22 protein-coding genes and 1 pseudogene are annotated in these 25,774 nt (G+C 70.0%); 5 read left to right on the forward strand and 18 right to left on the reverse strand.

The window, feature by feature from the left end; genetic code table 11:
* Window positions 1–396, forward strand: coding sequence for an effector-associated constant component EACC1 (locus OG975_RS08705; protein WP_406328550.1), 396 nt, complete (start codon window positions 1–3; stop codon window positions 394–396).
* Window positions 393–1,562 (forward strand): caspase, EACC1-associated type, encoded by a 1,170-nt coding sequence (locus OG975_RS08710; protein WP_406328552.1) that lies wholly within the window; start codon window positions 393–395, stop codon window positions 1,560–1,562. The genes OG975_RS08705 and OG975_RS08710 overlap by 4 nt, the downstream gene beginning before the upstream one ends.
* Here the strand turns inward: OG975_RS08710 and OG975_RS08715 are convergent.
* The 16 genes and pseudogenes from OG975_RS08715 to pgsA all read right to left on the reverse strand — a co-directional run bounded on the left by OG975_RS08715 (window position 1,540) and on the right by pgsA (window position 18,084).
* Window positions 1,540–4,062, reverse strand: a complete 2,523-nt coding sequence (locus OG975_RS08715) for a RelA/SpoT family protein (protein ID WP_406328553.1) — start codon at window positions 4,060–4,062, stop codon at window positions 1,540–1,542. The genes OG975_RS08710 and OG975_RS08715 overlap by 23 nt on opposite strands.
* A gap of 229 nt (window positions 4,063–4,291) precedes the next feature.
* Complete coding sequence (locus tag OG975_RS08720) at window positions 4,292–4,840, reverse strand: adenine phosphoribosyltransferase (RefSeq protein ID WP_406328554.1); 549 nt, start codon at window positions 4,838–4,840, stop codon at window positions 4,292–4,294.
* A complete protein-coding gene (gene secF, locus OG975_RS08725; RefSeq protein WP_406328556.1) occupies window positions 4,837–5,955 on the reverse strand; it encodes a protein translocase subunit SecF in 1,119 nt (372 codons plus the stop codon). The genes OG975_RS08720 and secF overlap by 4 nt, the downstream gene beginning before the upstream one ends.
* A gap of 1 nt (window position 5,956) precedes the next feature.
* Window positions 5,957–7,732: a protein translocase subunit SecD gene (secD, locus tag OG975_RS08730; RefSeq protein ID WP_406328558.1), complete on the reverse strand. Its 1,776-nt coding sequence runs from the start codon at window positions 7,730–7,732 to the stop codon at window positions 5,957–5,959.
* 141 nt (window positions 7,733–7,873) lie between these two features.
* Window positions 7,874–8,389 (reverse strand): preprotein translocase subunit YajC, encoded by a 516-nt coding sequence (gene yajC, locus OG975_RS08735; protein WP_406328560.1) that lies wholly within the window; start codon window positions 8,387–8,389, stop codon window positions 7,874–7,876.
* A gap of 231 nt (window positions 8,390–8,620) precedes the next feature.
* Window positions 8,621–9,691 (reverse strand): Holliday junction branch migration DNA helicase RuvB, encoded by a 1,071-nt coding sequence (gene ruvB / locus OG975_RS08740; RefSeq protein ID WP_327427276.1) that lies wholly within the window; start codon window positions 9,689–9,691, stop codon window positions 8,621–8,623.
* Window positions 9,692–9,777: 86 nt separating this feature from the next.
* A complete protein-coding gene (gene ruvA / locus OG975_RS08745; RefSeq protein ID WP_406328562.1) occupies window positions 9,778–10,389 on the reverse strand; it encodes a Holliday junction branch migration protein RuvA in 612 nt (203 codons plus the stop codon).
* A gap of 158 nt (window positions 10,390–10,547) precedes the next feature.
* Window positions 10,548–11,048, reverse strand: a pseudogene (gene ruvC / locus OG975_RS08750) (crossover junction endodeoxyribonuclease RuvC); the annotation flags it as partial.
* A 153-nt stretch (window positions 11,049–11,201) separates the two neighbouring features.
* A complete protein-coding gene (locus OG975_RS08755) occupies window positions 11,202–11,954 on the reverse strand; it encodes a YebC/PmpR family DNA-binding transcriptional regulator (RefSeq protein ID WP_330303206.1) in 753 nt (250 codons plus the stop codon).
* Window positions 11,955–12,002: 48 nt separating this feature from the next.
* Complete coding sequence (gene pdxT, locus OG975_RS08760; protein WP_327427280.1) at window positions 12,003–12,608, reverse strand: pyridoxal 5'-phosphate synthase glutaminase subunit PdxT; 606 nt, start codon at window positions 12,606–12,608, stop codon at window positions 12,003–12,005.
* Window positions 12,609–12,620: 12 nt separating this feature from the next.
* A complete protein-coding gene (gene pdxS, locus OG975_RS08765) occupies window positions 12,621–13,544 on the reverse strand; it encodes a pyridoxal 5'-phosphate synthase lyase subunit PdxS (RefSeq protein WP_327427281.1) in 924 nt (307 codons plus the stop codon).
* 207 nt (window positions 13,545–13,751) lie between these two features.
* A complete protein-coding gene (locus OG975_RS08770) occupies window positions 13,752–14,297 on the reverse strand; it encodes a hypothetical protein (protein ID WP_327427282.1) in 546 nt (181 codons plus the stop codon).
* A 25-nt stretch (window positions 14,298–14,322) separates the two neighbouring features.
* Window positions 14,323–15,258 carry a formylglycine-generating enzyme family protein gene (locus OG975_RS08775; RefSeq protein WP_406328564.1) on the reverse strand — a complete coding sequence of 312 codons (936 nt, stop codon included), beginning with the start codon at window positions 15,256–15,258 and terminating at the stop codon, window positions 14,323–14,325.
* Window positions 15,259–15,260: 2 nt separating this feature from the next.
* Window positions 15,261–16,421, reverse strand: a complete 1,161-nt coding sequence (locus OG975_RS08780) for a glycosyltransferase family 4 protein (RefSeq protein WP_406328565.1) — start codon at window positions 16,419–16,421, stop codon at window positions 15,261–15,263.
* Window positions 16,418–17,365 carry a phosphatidylinositol mannoside acyltransferase gene (locus tag OG975_RS08785; RefSeq protein WP_406328567.1) on the reverse strand — a complete coding sequence of 316 codons (948 nt, stop codon included), beginning with the start codon at window positions 17,363–17,365 and terminating at the stop codon, window positions 16,418–16,420. The genes OG975_RS08780 and OG975_RS08785 overlap by 4 nt, the downstream gene beginning before the upstream one ends.
* The gene (pgsA, locus tag OG975_RS08790; protein WP_406336209.1) at window positions 17,362–18,084 is read right to left on the reverse strand and encodes a phosphatidylinositol phosphate synthase; all 723 of its coding nucleotides are present in this window, start codon (window positions 18,082–18,084) and stop codon (window positions 17,362–17,364) included. Before pgsA ends, OG975_RS08785 begins: the two co-directional genes overlap by 4 nt.
* Window positions 18,085–18,302: 218 nt before the next feature.
* Here pgsA and OG975_RS08795 point away from each other — a divergent pair, with 218 nt between their 5' ends.
* Both OG975_RS08795 and OG975_RS08800 read left to right on the forward strand, forming a co-directional pair.
* On the forward strand, window positions 18,303–20,498 hold the full coding sequence (locus tag OG975_RS08795) for an elongation factor G-like protein EF-G2 (protein ID WP_406336210.1): 2,196 nt from the start codon (window positions 18,303–18,305) through the stop codon (window positions 20,496–20,498).
* Window positions 20,499–20,665: 167 nt separating this feature from the next.
* Window positions 20,666–22,321: a hypothetical protein gene (locus OG975_RS08800; RefSeq protein ID WP_381262969.1), complete on the forward strand. Its 1,656-nt coding sequence runs from the start codon at window positions 20,666–20,668 to the stop codon at window positions 22,319–22,321.
* Between the two features lie 138 nt (window positions 22,322–22,459).
* On the opposite strand, the gene OG975_RS08805 is transcribed toward OG975_RS08800, so the two are convergent.
* The gene (locus OG975_RS08805; protein ID WP_327427286.1) at window positions 22,460–23,020 is read right to left on the reverse strand and encodes an HIT domain-containing protein; all 561 of its coding nucleotides are present in this window, start codon (window positions 23,018–23,020) and stop codon (window positions 22,460–22,462) included.
* A 67-nt stretch (window positions 23,021–23,087) separates the two neighbouring features.
* On the opposite strand from OG975_RS08805, the gene OG975_RS08810 reads away from it, so the two are divergent.
* Complete coding sequence (locus tag OG975_RS08810) at window positions 23,088–23,744, forward strand: potassium channel family protein (protein WP_406328568.1); 657 nt, start codon at window positions 23,088–23,090, stop codon at window positions 23,742–23,744.
* A gap of 31 nt (window positions 23,745–23,775) precedes the next feature.
* On the opposite strand, the gene thrS is transcribed toward OG975_RS08810, so the two are convergent.
* Window positions 23,776–25,755, reverse strand: a complete 1,980-nt coding sequence (gene thrS / locus OG975_RS08815) for a threonine--tRNA ligase (protein WP_406328569.1) — start codon at window positions 25,753–25,755, stop codon at window positions 23,776–23,778.
* Window positions 25,756–25,774: the final 19 nt, after the last annotated feature.

Consider the following 25,774-nt stretch of genomic DNA (forward strand, 5'->3'; position numbering starts at 1 on the left):
ATGGCCCTTCAGCTGGAGATCGCTGCCCTGGGCCGCGACGCGGAGAACGACCTGCGCTCGCTGACCCGCTGGATAGCCGAGGACGAGACGCTCATGAGCGCCTGCTCGGGCACCCTGCGCTCCTCCGGCCCGCCGCGCTCCGACCACATGGGCCTGGGATTCGACATCCTTCAGCTGGCGCTCGCCTCCGGCTTCAGCGCGGGAAGTCTCGCCGTCTCGATCGCGGCCTGGATGGATGCGCGCAGGGGCAGCCCCCGGCTGCGTCTGAGGCGGGGTTCGATCACCGTCGAGCTGTCCGCGGAGACCTCTGACGACACTCTCGCCGCCGTCTGGCGACTTCTTGGCGAGGAGGGGGCGGAGCAGGATCACGCCGACCGGAGCGGTGATGCCCCGTGAACGGTGACCTGCCCGACCCCTCCGCCTCCCGGGTCGTACTCATCGGAGGCAGCGAGTACCGGAGCCTGGTGCCCCTTCCCCCCGTCTCCTCGAACCTGCAGAGCCTGTGCACGACGCTCCAGGACCCCACCATCTGCGGTATTCCGGAGGCCAACTGCACCGTCGTCAAGGATCCCCAGCTGCCGTCCGAGTTCCTCGACCCGGTGGCGAACGCGGCGGCCACCGCACGGGACACGCTGCTGGTCTACTACAGCGGCCACGGCCTGCGGGACACCGACGACCCCGACCTGTACATGGCGCTGCGCGACTCCCAGGAGGGCCGGGGGTACACGGCGGTCGCGTACAACCATCTCCGTTCCGTCGTACGCATGTCTCCGGCGCGGCGCAGGATCGTCATCCTCGACTGCTGCTTCAGCGGCCGGGCGGCACGTGCGATGAGTGCCGACGTACAGAACCTGGCGGCGCAGGCGAAGGTCGAGGGTACGTACGTCCTCGCGGCCTCGCCCGGTGACCGGCCCGCGCTCGCGCCCGAGGGGGAGGTGTACACGACCTTCACCGGAGAGCTGCTCGACCTGCTGCGCGGCGGCATCCCCGACGGTCCCGAGCTGATCGATCTCGAGACCATCTACCGCACGCTGGAGGACCGGCTGCGTGCCAAGAACAAACCGCTGCCGCAGCGCACCTTCGAGAACCAGGCCGGTCTGCTGCCGATCGCCCGGAACAGGGCGTGTGCCCCGGCCAGAGGCGTCGGGGGTCCGGTCCTCGACCTCCAGGTGACATCGGCGATCACCACCACCGGTCTCCGGCTCGCCCGCAGGCTGCGTGCTGTCGGCCGGACGCGCGACGCCCTGCCCGTGCTCCGGCTGATCCTGGGACAGCCCGGCACCACGGAAGGCGGCGACGAGATCCTCGTACGCCTTGAGCTGGCGGACATCCTCACCGAACTCGATCACGGACGGGAGGCGATCGAGGTTCTGGAGACCGCCTTCGTCGCCGTCCACAACCGCGCGGGCCCCGAGGTACTGACGGTGTGCCGACGGCTCGCCGCGCTCCTGCGTGAGATGGGCAGCCACGCGGAGGCCTGCGACGTGCTCGAACACGCGCTGAAGCTCAGTTTCCCGGCCGAAGCGCCGCTTCCCCCGCCTACCGCTGGCGGGCTGATGTAACCCGGTACACGTCGTACACGCCTTCCACTCCCCTGACCGCCTTCAGCACGTGCCCCAGGTGCTTGGGGTCGCCCATCTCGAAGGTGAAGCGGGAGGTGGCGACGCGGTCACGGGAGGTCTGGACGGCGGCGGAGAGGATGTTGACGTGCTGGTCGGACAGGACCCGGGTGACGTCCGAGAGGAGCCGGGAGCGGTCCAGTGCCTCGACCTGGATGGCGACCAGGAAGACCGAGGACTGGGTGGGCGCCCATTCGACCTCGAGGATGCGCTCGGGCTCGCGGGACAGCGACTCCACGTTGACGCAGTCGCTGCGGTGAACCGATACGCCGCTGCCACGGGTGACGAAGCCGATGATCGGGTCGCCGGGGACGGGCGTACAACAGCGGGCCAGCTTGACCCATACGTCCTCGACGCCCTTGACGACCACACCCGGGTCCTGGTTGCTGCGCCGCTTGCGGCCACGGGTGCGGGACGGCGGAACCGCCTCGTCGATCTCCTCGGTGGCCGCCTCCTCGCCGCCGAGCGCCTGCACGAGCTTCTGCACGACGCTCTGCGCGGCGACATGGCCCTCGCCGATCGCCGCGTACAGGGACGAGATGTCGGGGTAGCGCATCTCGTGCGCGAGGGTGACCAGGGAGTCGCCGGTGAGGATGCGCTGGATCGGCAGGTTCTGTTTGCGCATCGCGCGGGCGATGGCGTCCTTGCCCTGCTCGATCGCCTCGTCGCGGCGCTCCTTGGAGAACCAGGCGCGGATCTTGTTGCGGGCGCGCGGGGACTTCACGAAGCCCAGCCAGTCGCGGGAGGGGCCCGCGCCGGCCGCCTTGGAGGTGAAGACCTCCACCAAGTCGCCGTTGTCCAGGGTGGATTCGAGCGGGACGAGGCGTCCGTTGACCCGTGCGCCTATCGTGCGGTGGCCGACCTCCGTGTGGACCGCGTACGCGAAGTCCACCGGCGTCGCGCCCGCCGGGAGCGCTATGACGTCGCCCTTGGGCGTGAAGACGAAGACCTCGTTGCGGGACAGGTCGAAGCGCAGGGACTCCAGGAACTCGCTGGGGTCCTCGGTCTCCTTCTGCCAGTCGAGCAACTGGCGCAGCCACGCCATGTCGTTGACGGCGTCCTTGTCCTTGCCCGCGCTTCTCGGGGCGTCGGTGCGCACCTTGGAGGCGCCGGCGGAGGGCTCCTGCTTGTACTTCCAGTGCGCGGCGATGCCGTACTCGGCGCGGCGGTGCATGTCGAACGTACGGATCTGGAGCTCGACGGGCTTGCCGTTGGGGCCTATCACCGTCGTGTGCAGCGACTGGTACATGTTGAACTTGGGCATCGCGATGTAGTCCTTGAACCGGCCGGGGACCGGGTTCCATCGCGCGTGCACGGTGCCGAGGGCCGCGTAGCAGTCTCGTACGGTGTCCACGAGGACGCGGATGCCCACCAGGTCGTAGATCTCCGCGAAGTCACGGCCGCGGACGATCATCTTCTGGTAGACGGAGTAGTAGTGCTTCGGGCGGCCGGTGACGGTCGCCTTGATGCGGGCGGCGCGCAGGTCGGACTGGACCTCGTCGGTCACTATGGCGAGGTACTCGTCGCGCTTGGGGGCGCGCTCGGCGACCAGGCGCACGATCTCGTCGTACATCTTGGGGTAGAGGATCGCGAAGGCGAGGTCCTCCAGCTCCCACTTGATGGTGTTCATGCCCAGGCGGTGGGCGAGCGGCGCGTAGATCTCGAGGGTCTCGCGCGCCTTCTTCTCCTGCTTCTCGCGCTTGAGGTAGCGCATGGTGCGCATGTTGTGCAGGCGGTCGGCGAGCTTGATGACCAGGACGCGCGGGTCCTTGGCCATCGCGACGACCATCTTGCGCACGGTCTCGGCCTGCGCGGCCTCGCCGAACTTGACCTTGTCGAGCTTGGTGACGCCGTCGACGAGGAGGGCGACCTGATCGCCGAAGTCCTTGCGCAGGGTGTCGAGGCCGTACTCGGTGTCCTCGACGGTGTCATGCAGCAGGCCCGCCATCAGCGTGGCCGGGTCCATGCCCAGCTCGGCCAGGATGGTGGTCACGGCGAGCGGGTGGGTGATGTACGGGTCGCCGCTCTTGCGCTTCTGGCCGCGGTGCCAGCGCTCGGCGACCTGGTAGGCCTTCTCGACCTGGCGGAGCGTGGCGGTCTCGATCTTGGGGTCGTTGCTGCGCACTATCCGCAGCAACGGCTCCAGGACCGGGTTGTACGGGTTGGAGCGCTGCACGCCGAGACGGGCGAGCCGGGCGCGGACGCGGTTGGAGGAGCCGCCGCCGGTGCGGGCGGGCTGGCCGGCCGCGGGGCGGACCGCCGGGGTGATCGCGGGACGCGCGGCGGGGGCCGGCTTGGGGCGTGGCTCCTCGGCCGCCTTGTCGTCCGGCGCGGACTGGGCGTGCTCGACCGGCCCGCTCGTGGCGTTCTTGGCGGGCTTCTCCGCGGGGGCCGAGGCGGGCTCGGGCTTGGCGGTGGCGAGTGGCTGGGCCTCGTCTGGCAAGAGGGCTCCTCGTGCGCGTTCCGGGTCCCCCGGTCAGGCTCCGGAGACCCCATGGTAGCGATCCTGAGCGTCGGACTCGCTTTCGGCCGTGGGGACGGCCTCTTACAGAAGGAACGCGAGAGGCGGGCGCCGGATTCCTCCGGGCCCGCCTCCGCGGTGTCCTACGGGTGTCTCAGGGCTTTCCGTGGCCTTGCCCGGGACTTTCCCCGGGGGGCCTCGGCGCCGGTCCTCAGACCTGGAGGAGCGCCTCCAGCGGGGCGCCCGCCAGGGCCGGCTCCAGACGGCCGCGGCCGCCCAGGAAGCCGAGCTCCATCAGTACGGCGACGCCCGCGACCTCGGCGCCCGCCCGGCGGATGAGCTGGAGCGAGGCCTCGGCGGTGCCGCCGGTGGCGAGGACGTCGTCGACGACCAGGACGCGGTCGCCCACGGCCAGGTCCTCGGCGTGCACCTCGATCTCGGCGGAGCCGTACTCCAGGTCGTACGCCTGCGACAGGGTCGCTCCGGGGAGCTTGCCCGCCTTGCGTACGGGGATGAAGCCGAGCCCGGCGCGGACGGCGACCGGGGCGCCGAGGATGAAGCCGCGGGCCTCCAGGCCGACGATCTTCGTCGCCTCGTTGCGCACCGCGATGTCCGCCAGCGCGTCGGTGAGCGCCGTGAAGGCACCCGGGTCCGCCAGGAGCGGGGTGATGTCCTTGAACATCACGCCCGGCTCCGGGTAATCGGCCACATCGCGGATACGGCTGAGGAGCAGCGTCGAGATGTCTGCGAGCTCGGTCATCGGCGCTTCCCCGAGGGGCGGCCGCGGCCCCGGGCGCGGGACGCGGGCTGGTTGCGCGGGCCGACGACCGCCGGGGCGGCGTCCTCCGGCTCGTCGTCGTCCAGCGGCCCGTCGGAGACCTGGGGCTCCAGGGACTCGCCCTTGGCGGCGGCCTGAGCCCGCTTGGCGAGGACGCGCTTGCGCAGCGCCTTCATCTGCGGCTCGCGCTCCTTGAGGTCGGCGACGAGCGGCGTGGCGATGAAGATCGAGGAGTACGCACCGGCCGCGAGGCCGACGAACAGCGACAGGGAGATGTCGTTGAGCATGCCCGCGCCGAGCACGCCACCACCGATGAACAGCAGGCCCGCGACCGGCAGCAGCGCGACCACCGTGGTGTTGATGGAGCGGACCAGGGTGCCGTTGATCGAACGGTCGGCGACGTCGCTGTAGGTCCAGCGGGTCTGCTTGGTGATGTCCTTCGTCTGCTCCTTGAGGCTGTCGAAGACGACCACCGTGTCGTAGAGCGAGTAACCAAGGATCGTCAGCAGACCGATCACGGTGCCCGGGGTGACCTCGAAGCCGACCAGGGCGTAGATGCCGACCGTGATGGTGATGTCGTGGATCAGTGCGACCAGCGCCGCCGCGGCCATGCGCCACTCGAAGGCGATCGCCAGGTAGATCACGACGAGGACCATGAAGATCGCCAGGCCCTCCCAGGCCTTGTTGGCGATCTGGTCACCCCAGCTGGGGCCGACCAGGTCGGCGTTGATCGTCTCCGGGTCGACCTTCAGGTCCTTGGCCAGCTCGGTCTTGATCTGGTCGGACTTGTCGGTGTCGATGCCGGCGATCTGGATGCGCAGCGTGCCGTTGCCGAGCTTCTGGACGACCGCGTCGTGGCCGGAGGAGTCTTCCGCGTACTTCTCCGCCTGCGTCACCGAGGTGCTGGTCTTGGCGGTGGTGAAGACGGCGCCGCCCTGGAACTCGATGCCCATGTTCAGGCCCCGCACCGTCAGGCCGAGGATGGCCGTGATGGTGATCAGGATCGAGATGCCGTACCAGATCTTGCGCTTGCCGACGAAGTCGTAGCCGATCTCGCCGCGGTGGAGCCGGGCGCCGAGGGTGCCGAGTTTCGACATCTCACGCCTCCTTCGTGTCGACGGGGGCGGACGCGCGACGGGTGCGGCGGAGCGGCGGCTTGGCGCCCAGTCGCTTCGGGTCGAGACCGGACCAGCTGTGACCGCTCGCGAAGAACTTCTTGCGGGCGAGGATCGTCATCAGCGGCTTGGTGAAGAAGAACACGACGACCACGTCGAGCACGGTGGTCAGGCCGAGCGTGAACGCGAAGCCCTGGACCTTGCCGACGGTGACGATGAAGAGCACTGCGGCGGCGAGGAACGACACGAAGTCGGAGACCAGGATGGTGCGCCGGGCGCGCGGCCAGGCGCGCTCGACGGCGGGCCGCAGCGTGCGGCCCTCACGGATCTCGTCCCGGATGCGTTCGAAGAACACGATGAACGAGTCCGCCGTGATACCGATCGCGACGATGGCGCCACAGACGGCCGGCAGGTTCAGCGCGAACCCGATGGCCGGGCCGAGCAGGGCCATGAGCACGTACGTGAGGGCGGCGGAGACCAGCAGGGAGGCGATGGCGATGACCGACAGGCCCCGGTAGTAGACCACCAGGTAGATGATGACCAGGCCCAGGCCGATCGCGCCGGCGATCAGACCGGCGTGCAGCTGCTCGCCACCGAGGGCGGCGGTCACCGTGGTGACGCTCGCCTCCTTGAAGGTGAGCGGCAAGGCGCCGTACTTCAGCATGTTGGCCAGGTCCTGCGCCTCGGCCTGCGTGAAGCTGCCGGTGATCTCGACGCTGCCGCTGAGCGACTGGGTGACGGACGGGGCGGAGACGACCTCACCGTCGAGGACGATGCCGAACTGGTTCTGCGGAGTGGTGTTCTTCGCGAGCTGGCCCGTGATGGTGGCGAACTTCTTGGACCCGCTGGACGTGAAGTCCATCGTGACCTTCCAGCCGGCGCCGCTCGTGGTGTCGAGGACGGCCGCGGCCTTCTTGATGTCCGTACCCGAGACGGCGGCGGGGCCGAGCACGTACTTGTACCAGACGCCGGCGTTCTCACCGCAGGCCACGGTGTAGTCGGTGGGCTTGGCGCCGTCACCGGCCTTGGCGCGGGCCGCCTTGTCGGTGCAGTCGAGCGCGGCGTACTCGGCCTGGAGCTTGGCGGTCGCGGGGTCGACGCTGGCGCTCGCGGACGGCGAGGCGCTGGCGGAGGCCGAGGAAGTCGCCGAGGCCGAGCTGCTCGCGGACGGCGTGGAGTCGGCCTTCAGGGCGTCGGTGACCGCACGGCCCTGGGAGGTGGCGGTGGCCGAGGGGGTAGCGGAGCCCGACGAGGTGGCCTTGTCCGTGGCCGTCGTGGAGGCACTGCTGGACGGGCTGCTGGAGGCGCTGCCGGTCGCGCTCGGCGACGGGCTGGCCGAGGCGGCGGAGCCGGAGGCCTCGGTGGCCAGGACCGGACGGAAGTAGAGCTTGGCGGTGGTGCCGACCTGCTTCCGGGCCTGCTCGGAGTTCGTGCCCTTGGGGATGTTGACGATGATGTTCTTGTCGCCCTGGGTCTGCACCTCCGCCTCGGACACGCCGAGACCGTTGACACGGCGGTTCATGATGTCGACCGCGGTGTTCATGTTGGTCTTGTTGATCGCGTTGGGCTGGCCCGGCTCGTTCTTCGCCTCAAGCGTGATGCTCGTGCCGCCGGCGAGGTCGATGCCGAGACGCGGGGTGGGGTGCCCGGAGACGAACATCCCCCCGGTGAGCGCCGCGATGGCGATCAGGATGAGGGCCAGCGAGCGCCCCGGCCTGCTCTGGGCGCTCGCGCTCCGGCCCTTCTTCGGTGCTGCCACCTTCTCGTACTCCCTCTCGGGCCGCCTTGCGCCGGGTCAGCGCGCGGGCGGCCATGACATGGTGTCGGGACTCCGTGCGAGAACAGCACGTCCCGGAAAGCGCGGGGCGCGAGCGGGTCGCGCCGCGCTCCCGGGGCGTGACTACTTCGCGTCGGGCTCGCCGTCGTCGGACTTCTTCGGCTCTGCTTCGCCGGCCTCGTCGGCCTTCGCCTCGGCGGGCTCGTCGGACGGCTCGTCCGCCGCGTCCTTCTTGCCGAGGTCGATGGGCTTGTCGTCGGAGGCGTCGGAAGAGGCGTCGGCGGCGGGCTCGTCGGTCTCGGTGAGGGAGGAGGCGTCGTCCGGGACGACGGCGGCGTCGGTCTTCAGGTCGTGCTCGATGCCGTGGACGATGCGGTTGTACTCGTCGTCGGACAGGACGGCGCCGATCGAGTTCTTGGCGAAGACGAGGTCGACGCCCGGTCCCGCGTCAAGGAGGACCGTCTCTTCGTTGACCTCCTTCACCGTCGCGTACATGCCCCCGATCGTGCGGACGCCAGTGCCGGGCTGCATTTCATTACGCATCTGCGCGGCCTGCGACTGCTTGCGCTTGGCCGACCGGGTCATCAGGAACATGGCCCCGATGAGCACGATGAACGGGAGGAGGGTCACGAGACTCACGGGTCGGAACTTCCTTCTTCGACCGCAGATGGTGAGCGGCCTGCTGGATGGGGGTATGTATGCCGCCGACAAGCGCGGCATCGGCGGAGTCTAAGCGAGTCCGCGCTCATGGAACAACGCTCAGCATGGCACCGGGGTTCCTGACCCGCACGTACCCTCGCCCACTCTCGGCTTCTCCCCCGGTGCCTCAAGGGCCGGGGAGGTACCCACAAAGCGGAGGGACCCCCGCCGTCACGCCCCGAACAGGTCCTGTTGTCCGTTTCCGCCCGTCGGCCGGCCGGGCGGGGTGAGACCCAGATGCGCCCATGCCGCCGGTGTGGCCACCCGGCCACGGGGAGTACGGGCGAGCAGTCCTTCCCGTACGAGGAAGGGCTCGGCGACCTCCTCGACGGTCTCGCGCTCCTCCCCCACCGCGACGGCGAGCGTGGACAGGCCGACCGGGCCGCCGCCGAAGAGCTTGAGCAGGGCTTCGAGGACGCCGCGGTCGAGGCGGTCGAGGCCGCGGGCGTCGACCTCGTAGACCTTCAGCGCGGCTGCCGCGATGTCGCGGGTGATGATGCCGTCGGCCTTGACCTGGGCGTAGTCGCGTACGCGGCGCAGCAGGCGGTTGGCGATACGGGGCGTGCCGCGGGAGCGCCCCGCGATCTCGGCGGCGCCTTCGGAGCCGATTTCGACGTCGAGCAGGTTGGCCGAGCGGTGGATGACGCGCTCCAGCTCGGCGGGCTCGTAGAACTCCATGTGCGCGGTGAAGCCGAAGCGGTCGCGCAGCGGGGGCGGCAGCAGGCCCGCGCGCGTAGTGGCGCCGACCAGGGTGAACGGCGGCAGTTCGAGGGGGATGGCGGTGGCGCCGGGGCCCTTGCCGACGATGACGTCGACGCGGAAGTCCTCCATCGCCATGTAGAGCATCTCCTCGGCGGGCCGGGACATGCGGTGGATCTCGTCGAGGAACAGCACCTCCCCCTCCTGGAGGGAGGAAAGGATCGCGGCGAGGTCTCCGGCGTGCTGGATGGCGGGGCCGCTGGTGATGCGGATCGGGGCGCCCATCTCGGCCGCGATGATCATCGACAGGGTGGTCTTGCCGAGGCCGGGGGCGCCGGAGAGGAGCACGTGGTCGGCGGTGGCGCCACGCGCGCGTGCGGCACGCAGGACGAGGTCGAGCTGCTCGCGGACCTTCTCCTGGCCGATGAACTCGTCCAGGTCCTTGGGACGCAGGGCGGCCTCGACGGCCTGGTCCTCACGGTCGGCGACAGAGCCCACCAGCCGCTCCGCGGCGGCTTCGTCGGTCGTGTCGTCCCAGTTCATTGCGTGTGCCTCGCGGTGTGGTGGTCGGGCGGCCGGTGGTTCGGCTGCGGGCGCGGTTCAGCGGCCCGGAGGGGAGGGCCGGTGGTTCAGCGGGCGCGGTTCAGGGTCTGCAGGGCGGCCTTCAACAGCTGGCCCACCTGGGGGGTGCCCTCGGCGGCCTCGGCCTGCGGGGCGACCGCGGAGACCGCCTCTTCGGCCTCGCGGGTGGCATACCCGAGGCCGATGAGCGCCGCGTGCAGCTGGTCGCGCCAGCCGGTGGTGACCGCCCTGCCGATGGCCGGGCCGCCGGCGCCGAGGGGTGCGCCGAGGCGGTCCTTGAGCTCCAGGAGGAGCTTCTGGGCGCCCCTCTTGCCGATGCCGGGGACGGCGGTGAGCGCCTTCTCGTCACCGGTGGAGATCGCGCGGCGCAGGCCGTCGGGCGTGTGCGTGGCGAGCATGGCCTGGGCGAGGCGCGGGCCGACACCGCTCGCGGTCTGCAGCAGCTCGAAGGTCTGCCGCTCGTCGTCGTCCGCGAAGCCGTACAGGGTCAGCGAGTCCTCGCGTACGACGAGGGAGGTGGCGAGCTTGGTCTGCTGTCCCATGCGCAACCCGGAGAGGGTGTTCGGCGAGCACTGGACGGCGATACCGATACCGCCGACCTCGACGACCGCGGAGTCGGGGGCGAGGGCGGCGACCGGGCCGCTGACGAAGGCGATCATGCGGTACGGCCTTTCGAAGCGTGGTGCGAGGCGTTTTTCGATGCGGGCGGGGCGGCTGCCTGCGGGAGCCCGGTCCGTGCGGCTGCCTGCTGGAGTCTGTTCTCGGCGGCGGCCTGCTGGAGCCGGTTCTGGGCAGCGGCCTGTTGAAGGCGGTTCTGGGCGGCTGCCTGCTGGAGCCGGTTCTGGGCGGGGGCGCGCCAGATGTGGCAGATGGCGAGGGCGAGGGCGTCGGCGGCGTCGGCGGGCTTGGGGGGCGCGTCGAGGCGGAGCAGGCGGGTGACCATCGCGCCGACCTGGGCCTTGTCGGCGCGTCCGTTGCCGGTGACGGCGGCCTTGACCTCGCTCGGGGTGTGCAGGGCGACGGGGATGCCGCGCCGGGCGGCGCAGAGCATGGCGACGGCGCTGGCCTGGGCCGTGCCCATCACCGTACGGACGTTGTGCTGGCTGAACACCCGCTCCACGGCGACGAATTCGGGCGCGTACTCGTCGAGCCACTGCTCGATGCCCTGCTCGATGGCGACGAGGCGCAGGCCCAACTCGCCGTCCACGGGGGTGCGTACGACACCGACGCCGCGCATGGTCAGGGGCCGGCCCGCGACACCTTCGACCACCCCGACGCCGCACCGGGTCAGCCCGGGGTCGACACCCAGTACCCGCACCCTGCCCCCTCCTTCGATCTCTCCCCCAGCTACCGCTGGGAGGTGCCCCCAGTTTGTGCAGGCTATCGGGTGCCACTGACAACAGCCGACAAAGCGACGGGCCGACGGGGTGTGTCCCGTCGGCCCGTTGAGCCCGTTCAGCTCGCGGCAGCGCTACGCGTCGACCTTCTCCATGACCTCGTCGCTGACGTCGAAGTTGGCGAAGACGTTCTGCACGTCGTCGCTGTCCTCCAGGGCGTCGATCAGCTTGAAGATCTTCCGGGCGCCCTCCTCGTCAAGCTCGACCTGCATGGTCGGGACGAAGTTGGCGTCGGCGGAGTCGTAGTCGATTCCGGCCTCCTGGAGCGCGGTGCGCACCGCGACCAGGTCGGTGGCCTCGGAGATGACCTCGAAGGACTCACCGAGGTCGTTGACCTCTTCGGCACCCGCGTCGAGCACGGCACCCAGGACGTCGTCCTCGGCCAGCTCGCCCTTGGGGACGATCACGACGCCCTTGCGGTTGAACAGGTACGAGACGGAGCCCGGGTCGGCCATGTTGCCGCCGTTGCGGGTCATGGCGACGCGGACGTCCGAGGCGGCACGGTTGCGGTTGTCGGTGAGGCACTCGATGAGCACCGCGACACCGTTCGGACCGTAACCCTCGTACATGATCGTCTCGTAGTCGGCGCCACCGGCCTCGAGACCGGCGCCACGCTTGACCGCGGAGTCGATGTTCTTGTTCGGGACCGAACTCTTCTTGGCCTTCTGGATGGCGTCGAACAGCGTCGGGTTGCCGGCCGGGTCAGCGCCACCCGTCCGCGCCGCGACCTCGATGTTCTTGATCATCTTCGCGAAGAGCTTGCCGCGCTTGGCGTCGATCACGGCCTTCTTGTGCTTCGTCGTAGCCCATTTAGAGTGGCCGGACATCTGCCTGTCTCCTTCGCGTAACCCAACTCTTTACGAACCCCAGAGATCCTACAAGGACTCTGGAGTCCGGTTCGCGCGCACCATGTCGACGAACAGGGCGTGCACGCGGTGGTCGCCGGTCAGTTCCGGGTGGAACGACGTGGCGAGCGCGTTGCCCTGGCGGACCGCGACGATGTGGCCGTCGTGCTCGGCGAGCACCTCGGTCTCGGCGCCGACGGACTCGACCCAGGGGGCGCGGATGAAGACGCCCTCTACAGGATCGCCCGCGATGCCCCGGACGTCGACAGCCGCTTCGAACGACTCGTTCTGCCGTCCGAAGGCGTTGCGGCGCACGATCATGTCGATACCGCCGATCGTCTCCTGGCCCGAGCGCGGGTCGAGGATCTTGTCGGCGAGCATGATCAGGCCGGCGCAGGTGCCGTAGACGGGCATTCCGGCCCGCACGCGCGCGCGGAGGGGTTCCATCACTCCGAAGAGGACGGCCAGCTTGGAGATGGTGGTGGACTCACCGCCGGGGATGACCAGGCCATCCACCTCGGCGAGCTCCTCGGGGCGCCGCACCGGCCTGGCCACGGCGTCAGCCGCGGCCAGAGCGATGAGGTGCTCCCGTACGTCGCCCTGGAGAGCCAGGACGCCTATGACGGGGGTGTTCATGAGTGGTGTGCCTTACCAGCCGCGGTTGGCGTAGCGCTCGGCCTCGGGGAGGGTGTCGCAGTTGATGCCGACCATGGCCTCGCCCAGGTTGCGGGACGCGTCCGCGATGATCTTGGGGTCGTCGTAGAAGGTGGTCGCCTTCACGATGGCGGCGGCACGCTTGGCCGGGTCGCCGGACTTGAAGATGCCGGAGCCGACGAAGACGCCCTCGGCGCCGAGCTGGCGCATCAGCGCGGCGTCGGCCGGGGTGGCGACGCCACCGGCGGAGAACAGCACGACCGGCAGCTTGCCGAGCTCGGCGACCTCCTTGACGATCTCGTACGGGGCGCGGAGCTCCTTGGCGGCGGCGTACAGCTCGTTGTTGTCGAAGCCGCGCAGCTTGGCGATCTCGTTCTTGATCTGGCGCAGGTGGCGGACGGCCTCGACGACGTTGCCGGTGCCGGCCTCGCCCTTGGAGCGGATCATGGCCGCGCCCTCGGCGATGCGGCGCAGGGCCTCACCGAGGTTGGTGGCGCCACAGACGAAGGGGGTCGTGAACGCCCACTTGTCGGAGTGGTTGACCTCGTCGGCCGGGGTGAGGACCTCGGACTCGTCGATGTAGTCGACGCCGAGGGACTGGAGGACCTGGGCCTCGACGAAGTGGCCGATACGCGACTTGGCCATGACCGGGATCGAGACCGCGTCGATGATCTCCTCGATCATGGTCGGGTCCGACATACGGGCCACGCCACCGTCCTTGCGGATGTCGGCGGGGACCCGCTCCAGGGCCATGACGGCCACGGCGCCGGCGTCCTCGGCGATCTTCGCCTGCTCGGCGTTGACCACGTCCATGATCACGCCGCCCTTGAGCTGCTCGGCCATGCCGCGCTTTACGCGGGCGGTGCCGATCGCGGTGTTTTCAGCGGGCTGGGCGGAGTTGGAGAGCGTGCTGGACACGGGTTGACCTCACTCGGTGAAAGAGGATTTCTGCTTGACCGAGGAAACGCGAGGGGACCAGTCCACTACAAGGGCCAATGGGGAGCCGGTGGATTTTTTTCGCGATTGCGCAGTTCCCCGCGCCCCTTTTAGGGGCGCGGGGAACTGCGCGATCTTTTGGACCAGCCCCCACCCACCCGCAGCCGACACACAACCGAACATCGCAGGTCAGCTGGTGGGGCGGTCTGCCAGGGCTACCGGGGGTTCGTCGTCCATTTCGAAGGCCATGGGGAACGGGGCGTGGCCGGCGAGGCGGAACCAGCGGACCTTGCGGTGGCGGCGGAGCGCACGCGCGGCGCGCACGGAGTCATTGTGGAAGCGCCGAGCCATCGGCACCCGCCGCACCGCCTGCGCCAGCTCACTCGCCGCCTCCTCCCCGCCCGGAACGGCGCGCACCGCCTCCACCTGCTGCACCTCCCCGAACACGGCCCTGAGCGCCTGGCTCAACTCGCTCTCGGCCACCTCCCGCTGCTCCTCCTCGGCCTGCCGGGCCGCGTGCGCGGCCTCGTACAGCACGATCGAGGCGGCCGGATCGAGAACGCCCGACGTGGCCAACTCCTGTGCCACGGAGGCACGGCGCAGCAACTGCGCGTCGAGGGCGGCGCGGGCGGCGTCGATGCGGGCATGCAGCCGGTCCAGCCGCCCGGCGGTCCAGCTCAGGTAGAGGCCGATCGCGACGAGGCCGACGAGGATCCAGATGAGGGTTGCGGTCACGGGCGGCAAGGCTACCCGGGTACGGTCACCGCTCTTGAAGGTCCCAGGCGCAGCGGAAACCGCCGTGCCCGGTCGAGGAGTCGGGCGTGTTCTTGGAGCGGGCGGCGACCCGGTAGCGGTTGCAGTACGAGGCGTGGCAGAGGTAGGAGCCGCCCCGGATGACGCGCTGGTCCGCGTCCTCCTCGGAGAAGAGGTCCGCGCACCACTCCCACACGTTGCCCGACGTGTTGTGCAGCCCGAAGCCGTTGGGCTCGTACGCGTCGACGGGCACGGTCCCGGTCGCGCCGCCCGGACGCCCGCTGACCCGGGGGAACTCCCCCTGCCAGGTGTTCATCCGCTCCCGGCCGCCCGGCGCGAACTCGTCGCCCCAGGGATAGCGGCACCCTTCGAGGCCGCCGCGGGCCGCGTACTCCCACTCGTTCTCGGTGGGCAGCAGGGCGCCCGCCCAGGAGCAGTACGCGAGCGCGTCGTGGTACGAGACATGCACGACGGGGTGGTCCGAGCGGCCTTCGAGATCCGAGCCGGGTCCCTCGGGCGCACTCCAGGAGGCGTCCTCGACGCCCAGCCACCAGGGTGCCGCCGCGACGGCGCCCAGCACGGCGTCCCGCGCACCGGGGTTCAGCAGCAGGTGGAACACGAACGAGCTGCCGTACTGCTCCGCCTCCGTCCGGTACCCGGTCTCCCTCACGAAGTCGGCGAACCGGGCGTTGGAGACGGCGGTCGCGTCGATCCGGAACGGTGCCACGGTCACCGTACGGACGGGTCCCTCGGCGTCGTCCGGATACCCCTCGCCGAAGGCGTCTCCCCTGCGGAACTCGCCGCCCGGCAAGGTGATGGCCGCGGCATCGTGCGCGCGACGCTCGCCCCTCCGTGGACCGGGTGCGGCCAGTTGGAAAAGTGAACTGGCCTCCCCGCGCGCGGGTGCGCAGCACGACGCTCCCCCACCCGAGGTGTCCGGCATGTTCAGTCCCGGGCCAGTCCGAACCGCGCCCGCAGCCCGGTCCGTTCGTCGGCGGCGACGGCCGCCGCTCCGTCCGTCACCGTCTCGTACACGGACAGGATGTCCGCGCCGACCGTCGACCAGTCGAAGCGCCGCACATGGGCGCTCCCGCGCTTACGCAGTTCGGCCCGGCGCGCCGGATCGCCCAGGAGCCGCAGCGCGGCGGCGGCCAGCGCGTCCGCGTCCTCGTTGGCGAACAGCTCGCCCGCCGCGCCCTGGTCGAGGACCTGGGCGAACGCGTCGAGGTCGGAGGCCAGCACGGGCGCTCCCGCCGACATCGCCTCCACGAGGATTATCCCGAAGCTCTCGCCGCCGGTGTTGGGCGCCACGTACACGTCGACGCTGCGCAGGAAGCGGGCCTTGTCCTCGTCGCTGATCATGCCGAGGAACTGGACGCGTGAGCGCATCTCGGCGGGCAGGGACTCCACCGCCTCCTCCTCGTCACCGCGCCCGGCCACCAGGAGCCTGGTCCCCGGGCGCTCGGCGAGGATCTTGGGCAGTGCCTTCATGAGCACCGGCAGGCCCTTGCGGGGCTCGTCGATGCGGCCGATGAAGCCGAGGGTGTCGCCCTGCCACTCGGACTTGGGCTTGGCCCGGGCGAAGAAGTCGACGTCGACACCGTTCGGGATGACGACGGCGTCGCCGCCCAGGTGCTCGACGAGGGTGCGGCGCGCGTACTCGCTCACCGCGATCCGCGCGCTGATCTTCTCCAGGGCGGCCTGGAGGATCGAGTACGCGGCGACCATCGCCCGGGAGCGCGGGTTCGAGGTGTGGAAGGTGGCCACGATGGGGCCCTGCGCGGCCCAGCAGGCCAGCAGTCCGAGCGACGGCGAGGCCGGCTCATGGATGTGGATCACGTCGAAGGTGCCGTCGTGCAGCCAGCGCCGCACCCGGGCCGCCGACAGGAAGCCGAAGTTCAGGCGCGCCACGGAGCCGTTGTACGGCACCGGGACGGCGCGGCCGGCCGAGACGACGTACGGCGGCAGGGGTGTCTCGTCGTCCGCGGGGGCGAGGACGGAGACCTCGTGCCCGAGTCGGATGAGGTGTTCGGCCAGGTCGCGGATGTGGAACTGGACGCCGCCCGGCACGTCCCAGGAGTACGGGCAGACGATGCCGATCCTCACGGGGTCCCCTTCTCGGGATCGTTCTCGGGGTCCTTCTCGGGGCCCTTCGCAGGATCGAGGTCCTTGAGCCACAAGCGCTGCAGCATGTGCCAGTCCTCCGGGTGGTCGGCGATCCCCGTGGCGAAGGCGTCGGCCAACGCCTGTGTCATGGCAGACGTCTTTTCGGCCCGGGTGCCTGTCTCCGGGACTTCGACGGGGGGATGCACGCGGCCCTGCATCACGGGCGATTCGTCGTACCAGAGGGTCACCGGCAGGAGGGTGGCGCCTGTCTGCTGGGCGAGCAGGGCCGGTCCCGCGGGCATCCGGGTGGCCTCGCCGAAGAACTGCACCTCGACGCCCGACGCGGACAGGTCGCGTTCGGCGACCAGGCAGACCAGGCCGCCGTCGCGCAGCCGCCGGGCCAGCGTGCCGAACGCGGTGCCACCGCTGTGCGGCAGAACCTCCATGCCCAGGCCCTCGCGATAGGCGACGAAACGGTCGTACAGCGATTCGGGCTTGAGACGCTCGGCGACGGTCGTGAAGGGCGTTTCGAGTTTGGTGGTGACCCAGGCGCCCGCGAGATCCCAGTTGCCCATGTGCGGGAGGGCGAGGATGAGGCCCTTGTCGGAAGCGATCCCGTCGGTGAGGTAGTGCGCGTCCTTCGGGTCGAAGCCCGTCTTCATGCGCTCCTCGCTCCACGCCGGGAGCCGGAAGGACTCCATCCAGTAGCGCAGGTACGAGCGCATGCCCGCCCTGGAGAGCTCGGCGAGCCGCTCCGGGGTCGCGTCGGGCACCACGCGCGCGTAGTTGCTCTCCAGGCGCTGTACGCCCTTGCCGCGCTTCTTCCAGGCGAGATCGGCGATGGTCCGGCCGAGCCGCACGGCGACCGGCTCGGGAAGCTTCTTGACCGTGCTCCAGCCGAGCGCGTACGCCCCGTCCACCAGCCTGTCCTGGAGGCTGGTCACGACGTCGCCTCGCTGTTCTGGGAGTCCGCGGCGGCGTCCGCCTCCGCGGACTCCCTGCGCACCGTCACGACGCGCTGGATCAGCGTGACGAGGCTGCCGACGGCGACGATCCACAGCGCGATGGGCAGCAGGACCTGGATGCCGGGAACCCCGAACTTGTGCAGGCCCGCGAGTCCGGCCGCGACCAGCGAGATCACCAGGCGCTCGGCACGCTCGACCAGGCCGTTGACCGCGACCGGAAGGCCGATGGATTCACCGCGGGCCTTGGTGTACGAGACCACCTGGCCGCTGGCCAGGCAGAAGATCGAGACGGCGCACAGGACGTTGTTGTCGCCGTTGCCCGCATACCAGAGCGCGAAGCCGCCGAAGATCGCGCCGTCGGCGACCCGGTCGAGCGTCGAATCCAGGAACGCGCCCCAACGGCTGGAGCGGCCGAGCTGGCGCGCCATATTGCCGTCGACCAGGTCCGAGAACACGAAGAGCGTGATGACGATCGTGCCCCAGAAGAACTCCCCCCGGGGGTAGAAGACCAGCGCGCCCGCCATGACTCCGGCCGTGCCCAGGAGGGTGACCGTGTCGGGGCTTACCCCCCGACGGATGAGAAACGCGGCGAACGGTGTGAGGACACGCGTGAAGAATGCACGCGCGTACTTGTTCAGCATGGCCTTCCCGAGGGTCGGTGTGGCCGCGCGGCCCCTGCTGGCCACCGGCTGGCCCATCGTAGCCACGCGCGCGCTTGTGCGACGGTCGGGCACCCGCACCCCCGTGTCACGAGGGGCTGCCGCCGGCGTTGGGGCGCGATCGCGTCCGCCGTATGGACGCACCGTGACGCGAGTGCAAAGCTCGAAGACACCGCGGGCGTCATCGGAGCCGCACCGCACGCGGATCCGTCATGCCCGCGCCCACAGTGACCTCACCGTGCACGGGAGGCAAGGCCATGGGCGACAAGGCGAACGCACACCCCGGAGCCGCCGGCAGGGCTACAGCGGCCGACCACCCCGCGTCCGTACGGAATGTGGTGCTGGTCGGCCACAGCGGATCGGGCAAGACGACATTGGTGGAAGCTCTCGCGCTGACAGCGGGAGCGGTGAACCGGGCGGGCCGCGTGGAGGACGGCGGCACCGTCTCCGACTACGACGAGATCGAGCACCGCCAGCAGCGGTCGGTGCAGCTCTCCCTGGTACCCGTCGACTGGGACGGATACAAGATCAACATTCTGGACACCCCCGGATACGCCGACTTCGTCGGGGAACTGCGGGCCGGTCTGCGAGCGGCGGACGCGGCCCTTTTCGTCGTCTCGGCCTCGGACGGCGTGGACGGCTCGACCCGGATGGTGTGGGAGGAGTGCGCGGCCGTCGGCATGCCCCGGGCCATCGTGATCACCCACCTCGAGTCCGCCCGGGCCAACTTCGAGGAGATGACGCGGACCTGCGCGGACGCCTTCGGCGCGGACGACCCCGACGCCGTACTGCCGCTGTATCTGCCACTGCGCGGCGAGGAGGGTCCCGACGGACACGCGCCCGTGACGGGCCTGACCGGGCTGCTGTCCCAGCGGCTGTTCGACTACTCCTCCGGGGAGCGCAAGGAGGCGGAGCCGGGGCCCGACCAGCTGCCGCTCATCGAGGAGGCCCGCAACCGGCTGATCGAGGGGATCATCGCCGAGAGCGAGGACGAGACCCTCATGGACCGCTACATCGACGGGGAGGAGATCGACCTCAAGACGCTCGTGGACGACCTGGAGAGGGCTGTGGCGCGCGGGACCTTCTTCCCGGTGCTGGCCGCCGCCCCGGCCGCCGAGGGGGCCCGTCAGGGGCTGGGCACGGTCGAGCTCCTGGAGCTCGTCACGGGGGGCTTCCCGACCCCGCTGGAGCGCGAGGCGCCCACGGTGACCACACCGGACGGCGCGGCGCGCGAGGTGAAGGTGTGCGACCCGAACGGGCCGCTGGTCGCGGAGGTCGTGAAGACGGCCAGCGACCCCTACGTGGGCCGGGTCTCGCTCGTACGCGTCTTCTCCGGCACCCTGCGCCCCGACGAGACGGTGCACGTCTCCGGACACGGGCTGGCCGACCGCGGCCACGAGGACCATGACGTGGACGAGCGCATCGGTGCCCTGTCCACGCCGTTCGGCAAGCAGCAGCGCGCCCTCACGCACTGCATCGCGGGCGACCTGGCGTGCGTGGCGAAACTGAACCGCGCCGAGACCGGCGACACCCTCTCGGCCAAGGACGACCCGCTGCTCATGGAGCCGTGGCAGATGCCCGACCCGCTGCTGCCGCTCGCCATCCAGGCGCACAGCAAGGCCGACGAGGACAAGCTCTCGCAGGGCCTCGGCCGGCTGGTCGCCGAGGACCCCACGATGCGCCTGGAGCAGAACCAGAACACCCACCAGGTCGTCCTGTGGTGCCTGGGCGAGGCCCACGCGGACGTCGCCCTGGAGCGGCTGCGCAACCGCTACGGCGTCCAGGTCGACGTGATCCCGTACAAGGTCTCCCTACGGGAGACGTTCGCGGGCAAGTCCGCCGGGCGCGGCCGCCATGTGAAGCAGTCGGGCGGGCACGGCCAGTTCGCGATCTGCGAGATCGAGGTCGAACCGCTGCCGAACGGCTCGGGCATCGAGTTCGTGGACAAGGTCGTCGGCGGCGCCGTGCCACGGCAGTTCATCCCGTCCGTCGAGAAGGGGGTGCGCACCCAGGCCGCCAAGGGCGTGGCCGCGGGCTATCCCCTCATCGACGTACGGATCACGCTGCTCGACGGCAAGGCGCACTCGGTGGACTCCTCCGACGCCGCGTTCCAGACGGCGGGCGCGCTCGCCCTGCGCGAGGCGGCCGCCGACGCCAGGATCCATCTGCTGGAGCCGGTGGCCGAGGTGACGGTCCTGGTCGGCGACGGCTACGTGGGCGCTGTGATGAGCGACCTGTCCGGGCGCCGCGGCCGGGTCGTCGGCACCGAGCAGGCGGGCTCCGGGCGCACGCTCGTACGGGCCGAGGTCCCGGAGATCGAGATCGGGCGGTACGCCGTCGATCTGCGCTCCCTCTCGCACGGCACCGCCCGCTTCAACCGCAGTTACGCGCGACACGAGCCGATGCCGCCCCAGGTCGCGGAGAGGATTCGAGAACAGACGCAGGACGCCTAGCAGTTGAGCGCACCCTGTCGGCGGGCGGCTTCGGCCGTCCGCCGACGAATGTCGGTCGCGGCCGATACTCTGAGAACCTGATCAAGACGATGACCTGATCAACAGGTGTGCGGAGCAGGGAAGTCGGGAAAGCCGCAGGTGCGGGTGCGGCGGCGAGGGGGGCGGAAGTGGCGTTCGACGGTTTCGATTTCACTCCCGGGGCGCAGGTGCCGCTCTCGGGTTCCGCGGGCCAGACGGCGGCGACCTTCGCGCTCGCCTCGGCGGCGTACCGGGACAACGGCGTCGAGGAGATCCTCAAGGCCGACAACGACTGGCACAAGTCCACCGTCAAGGCCGGAAAGATCAAGCTGTTCGCGCCGAACCTGGGCGAGGCCTTCGCGCGGGCCGTGCAGGACCGCATGCTGGGCGCCGGACGCAAGCCGCTCATCCAGTCCTTCGGCACCGAGCCGCAGGTCGTCGTGGAGCACTGCCTGGCGGCCAACCGCATCCGCAGGGAGCGGGACAACTGGCTGTCGGCCGTGATGGTGCTGTGCGGGCTGCTCTTCCTGCCCGGCCTCGTGGTCTGGCTGCTGGTCTTCCAGATCCGCACGCAGATCGCCAAGCGTGAGGACAAACGCGCCTCCGCCCTGGCGACCACGCTTCTCGTCGCCGTCGGCGCCCTCGCCGTGCTCTTCCTCATCCGCATGCCGTTCACCGGCTTCTGGGCCTGGTACGCGCGCGCGTCGGTCGTCCTCCCGGTCGTCGGCTGGCTCTGGGCGAAGCAGATCTGCGAGCGCACGGCCAAGGACCTGCGCGACCGCTGGGACAGCCTCCTGTCCGGCGGCGGCATCGGCCCCAAGATCCCCGAGGCCGTGCCCGGCAGCCCCGGTGAGACGGCAGCCGAGCGGCTGCGCCAGGCCCTCGCCCGTCTCACCGCCGAGCAGCAGTCCAACTCGGTCTTCTACGCGGGCCCCAAGGGCATACTCGGCATGGGCACCCGCTGGGGCAGCTGGCAGCTCGCCGAGGACCTGGTGGCGCGTGACGAGGGCAAGGAGATCCACCCGTTCCGCAGCTGGGACGTCATACGGTCCATCCACGACAAGCTGCGGATGCTGGAGCGCGGTCCGCTCAACACCGGTGGTTTTCCGGCCCCTTCGATAAAGCACTGGGTCGTCACGCCGATCGGTGAGAACGCGAAGGCGGTGTCCCGGCCGGACGGCACGGACGTGGACGCGTACACGATCAAGACCCACGCGATACAGGACATCTGCAACAAGCAGCAGTTCGGCAGCGGGAACCGGCACTACCTGGGGGTCCAATGGACGCTCTGGGACGGCCAGTTGATCATCACCATGCTGATCACCGTGACCGTGCTGCACGAGACGCTGCGCATCGAGGTGACCGGGCATGCGCTGGGTCCGGTGAACCCGCTCTTCACGACGAAGCCGGAGGCTCCGACGAAGGAGGTCGCGAAGGCGGTCAAGTTCTGGGAGACCCGGAAGGTGAATCTGCCGCTGGTCACCACGGACGAGGTTGTACGGCTCGCCGCGCGGGCGCCCTTCACCTGGTATCCGCCGCTGCTCAACTGGATGGGCGGGACCCTGACGCTGCCCGAGCCCTTCGGGCTGCGGCACGCGTGGGCCGATCAGCCGTGGCGGCACCGGTTCATGGCCGACGACGCGCTGCGGGCTGCTACGCCGGTACTGCGGGTGGTCCACGCGGCGGCGATCAAGGTCCTGGAGGAGAACGGGGTCGACACCGAGAAGTTCGGCAACCGGTCCGCGTTCCTCAGTACGGCGGTGCAGGATCCTATGCCGCGGAAGGCCGACCTCTACGATGCGTGAGCCTCCGGCGGTTGGGCGGGGAATCTGCCGGTCCGGTTCACCACGTGCGGGTTTGTGGGGGCTGGCCGCGCAGTTCCCCGCGCCCCTTTCAGGGGCGCGCTGAACCTCGCGCCCGTGACAGGACGCCCCCTGCCCCCATTACTGCGTCGGCCAGGCCTCTGCCAGCATCTTCCGGGTGTCTGCCAGGAGCTGGGGCAGGACCTTGGTGTGGCCGACTACCGGCATGAAGTTGGTGTCGCCGCCCCAGCGGGGGACGATGTGCTGGTGGAGGTGGGCGGCGATGCCGGCGCCGGCGACCGTGCCCTGGTTCATGCCGATGTTGAAGCCGTGGGCGCCGGAGGCGGTGCGCAGGGCGGTCATGGCCTGCTTGGTCAGTGCGCCGAGTTCGGCGGTCTCCGGGTCCGTCAGGTCCGTGTAGTCGGCGACGTGACGATAGGGCACGACCATGAGGTGGCCGCCGTTGTACGGGTAGAGGTTGAGCACGGCGTACACCTGCTCGCCGCGCCGCACGATCAGCCCGTCCTCGTCCGACTTGGCCGGGATCGAGCAGAAGGGGCAGCCGTCATCGGCCCCCGGTCCGGTGGGCTTGTTCTCGCCCTGGATGTAAGCCATCCGGTGGGGCGTCCACAAGCGCTGGAACGCGTCCTGCGTTCCCACTCCGATCTGCTGCTCCGGCTCACTCGTCATGTGTTGCAGCATATTGCTTCGCCCGTTCGCGGCGTGTCGGCGGGGGCCGTACTAAAGGGCCTGCGGCCAAGCTGGGGCGATGGACGACGACAGCCCACTGTCCCGCTGGGAGCGGCGCAGCGAACTCCCGCTCGGCGTGGCGTCACTGCTGTTTCTCTTCTTCTACGCGGTCCTGGTTCTGGCCTACGACCTGCCCGAGGAGTGGAGGGACGCCTGCCTGGGGGCGCTGTTCGCCACCTGGGCGCTGTTCGCCGTCGACTACGCCGTGCGCTGGCGGTGGAGCGAGCAGCGCCTGGGTTTCGTACGGACGCACTGGTTGGACTCACTGGTGCTCGCGCTGCCCCTGCTGCGCCCGCTGCGGATCGTCAAGGTCTACGACGCCGTGCAGCGCCGGCACGGTCAGCCCCGGTTCAGCCTGCACGCGCGGGTGATCATGTACGCCACCCTGTCCGTGACACTTCTCGGGTTCGCCGGTTCCCTCGCCGTCTACCAGCAGGAGCGCGATGCCCCGAATGCGACGATCCTCACCTTCGGGGACTCATTGTGGTGGGCCTGCTCCACACTGTCGACGGTCGGCTACGGCGATGTCACTCCGGTGACGCCCTTGGGGCGGCTGATCGCCGTGGGGCTCATGGCCTGCGGGCTGGCCTTGCTGGGCGCGGTGACCGGCTCGTTCTCGTCCTGGCTGATCCAGGTGTTCTCGCGTGAAGGCGACGAGAGGCCCCCGGGGAGCTGAGCTTCCCGGGGGCCTCGTCACGGTGTGGGCGTCAGACCTGCGCGCGCTCCTCGACGATCTTCACGATCTTGGCGATCGCCTCGTCGACGGGGATGCCGTTCTCCTGCGAGCCGTCGCGGTAGCGGAAGGAGACGGCGCCGGCCGTCATGTCCTCGTCGCCCGCGATGACCATGAAGGGCACCTTCTGCTTCTGCGCGTTGCGGATCTTCTTCTGCATGCGGTCCGAGGACGCGTCGACCTCGACGCGCAGCCCGGCCGCCTTCGCCTTCTTGGCGAACTCCGCCAGGTACGGCACATGCGCGTCGCCGATCGGGATGCCGATCGCCTGCACGGGCGCCAGCCAGGCCGGGAACGCGCCCGCGTAGTGCTCCAGGAGCACCGCGAAGAAGCGCTCGATCGAACCGAACAGCGCGCGGTGGATCATGACCGGCTGCTGCTTCGAGCCGTCCGCGGCGGTGTACTCCAGGTTGAACCGCTTGGGCTGCTGGAAGTCGACCTGGACCGTGGACATCTGCCAGGAGCGGCCGATGGCGTCCTTGGCCTGGACGGAGATCTTCGGGCCGTAGTACGCGGCGCCGCCCGGGTCGGGAACGAGCGGGAGGCCCTGCTTCTCGGCGGCCTGGCGCAGCGCGTCGGTGGCCTCCTCCCACTCCGCGTCCTCGCCGATGAACTTCGGGGAGTCGTCGCGGGTGGACAGCTCCAGCTCGAAGTCGTGCAGGCCGTAGTCGCGCAGCAGGTCCAGGACGAAGGTGAGCAGCGAGTCCAGCTCGCCCGCCATCTGCTCCTTGGTGCAGTAGATGTGCGAGTCGTCCTGCGTGAAGCCGCGGGCGCGGGTAAGGCCGTGCACGACGCCCGACTTCTCGTAGCGGTAGACCGTGCCGAACTCGAAGAGCCGCAGCGGCAGTTCACGGTACGAACGACCGCGCGCCTTGAAGATCAGGTTGTGCATGGGGCAGTTCATCGCCTTGAGGCGGTAGTTCTGCCCGTCGAACTCCAGCGGCGGGAACATCGCGTCCCCGTAGTTCGGCAGGTGCCCCGAGGTCACGAAGAGCTGTTCCTTCGAGATGTGCGGGGTGTTCACGAACTCGTAGTCCGCGTCCTCGTGGCGCTTGCGCGAGTAGGACTCCATCTCCCGGCGGATGATGCCGCCCTTGGGGTGGAAGACCGCGAGGCCGGAGCCCAGCTCCTCCGGGATGGAGAAGAGGTCCAGCTCGGCGCCGAGCTTGCGGTGGTCGCGCTTCTCGGCCTCGACGAGGAAGTCCAGGTACGCCTTCAGCTCTTCCTTGGACGGCCAGGCGGTGCCGTAGATGCGCTGGAGCTGCGGGTTCTTCTCGCTGCCGCGCCAGTAGGCGGCGGCCGAGCGCATCAGCTTGAACGCCGGGATGTTCCGGGTGGTGGGCAGGTGGGGACCGCGGCAGAGGTCCTTCCAGCACAGCTCGCCGGTCTTGGCGTCGAGGTTGTCGTAGATCGTCAGCTCGCCGCCGCCGACCTCGGCGTCGGCACCCTCGGCGGCCTGCGCGGCGTTGCCCTTGAGGCCGATGAGCTCCAGCTTGTACGGCTCGTCGGCCAGCTCCTCGCGGGCGGCCTCGTCGGTGGTGATCCGGCGCGCGAACCGCTGTCCGCGCTTCTGGATCTCCTGCATCTTCTTCTCGACACGCTTGATGTCGTCGGGCGTGAACGGCTCGGCGACGTCGAAGTCGTAGTAGAAGCCGTCCTTGACCGGCGGGCCGATGCCCAGCTTGGCCTCGGGGAAGAGCTCCTGCACGGCCTGGGCCATGACGTGCGCGGTGGAGTGGCGCAGGATGCCCAGGCCGTCCTCGGAGGAGATCTCGACGGGCTCGACCTCCTCGCCGTCCTTCACCTCGTACGCGAGGTCCTTCAGTTCGCCGCCGACACGGGCCGCGACGATGGTGCGCTCACCGGCGAAGAGGTCGGCGGCCGTAGTGCCCGTCGTCACCACACGCTCGTCCCGCTCGGAATCGCGTTGGATGATCACACGGACGTCTGACACCGGTCTCTCCTGACGGAAG

The organism is Streptomyces sp. NBC_00203 (genome assembly GCF_045206325.1).
GTDB classification, from domain to species: domain Bacteria; phylum Actinomycetota; class Actinomycetes; order Streptomycetales; family Streptomycetaceae; genus Streptomyces; species Streptomyces lutosisoli.

What these genes read in the sequence shown, in the direction of transcription:
- OG975_RS08795 (WP_406336210.1), top strand. Translation starts at nt 18,303, where the DNA reads ATGGGCGACAAGGCGAACGCACACCCCGGAGCCGCCGGCAGGGCTACA.
- OG975_RS08705 (WP_406328550.1), top strand. Translation starts at nt 1, where the DNA reads ATGGCCCTTCAGCTGGAGATCGCTGCCCTGGGCCGCGACGCGGAGAAC.
- ruvA (WP_406328562.1), bottom strand. Translation starts at nt 10,389, where the DNA reads ATGATCGCCTTCGTCAGCGGCCCGGTCGCCGCCCTCGCCCCCGACTCC.
- pgsA (WP_406336209.1), bottom strand. Translation starts at nt 18,084, where the DNA reads ATGGGCCAGCCGGTGGCCAGCAGGGGCCGCGCGGCCACACCGACCCTC.
- OG975_RS08775 (WP_406328564.1), bottom strand. Translation starts at nt 15,258, where the DNA reads ATGCCGGACACCTCGGGTGGGGGAGCGTCGTGCTGCGCACCCGCGCGC.
- OG975_RS08755 (WP_330303206.1), bottom strand. Translation starts at nt 11,954, where the DNA reads ATGTCCGGCCACTCTAAATGGGCTACGACGAAGCACAAGAAGGCCGTG.
- pdxT (WP_327427280.1), bottom strand. Translation starts at nt 12,608, where the DNA reads ATGAACACCCCCGTCATAGGCGTCCTGGCTCTCCAGGGCGACGTACGG.
- ruvB (WP_327427276.1), bottom strand. Translation starts at nt 9,691, where the DNA reads ATGAACTGGGACGACACGACCGACGAAGCCGCCGCGGAGCGGCTGGTG.
- OG975_RS08810 (WP_406328568.1), top strand. Translation starts at nt 23,088, where the DNA reads ATGGACGACGACAGCCCACTGTCCCGCTGGGAGCGGCGCAGCGAACTC.
- secF (WP_406328556.1), bottom strand. Translation starts at nt 5,955, where the DNA reads ATGTCGAAACTCGGCACCCTCGGCGCCCGGCTCCACCGCGGCGAGATC.
- OG975_RS08720 (WP_406328554.1), bottom strand. Translation starts at nt 4,840, where the DNA reads ATGACCGAGCTCGCAGACATCTCGACGCTGCTCCTCAGCCGTATCCGC.
- OG975_RS08805 (WP_327427286.1), bottom strand. Translation starts at nt 23,020, where the DNA reads ATGCTGCAACACATGACGAGTGAGCCGGAGCAGCAGATCGGAGTGGGA.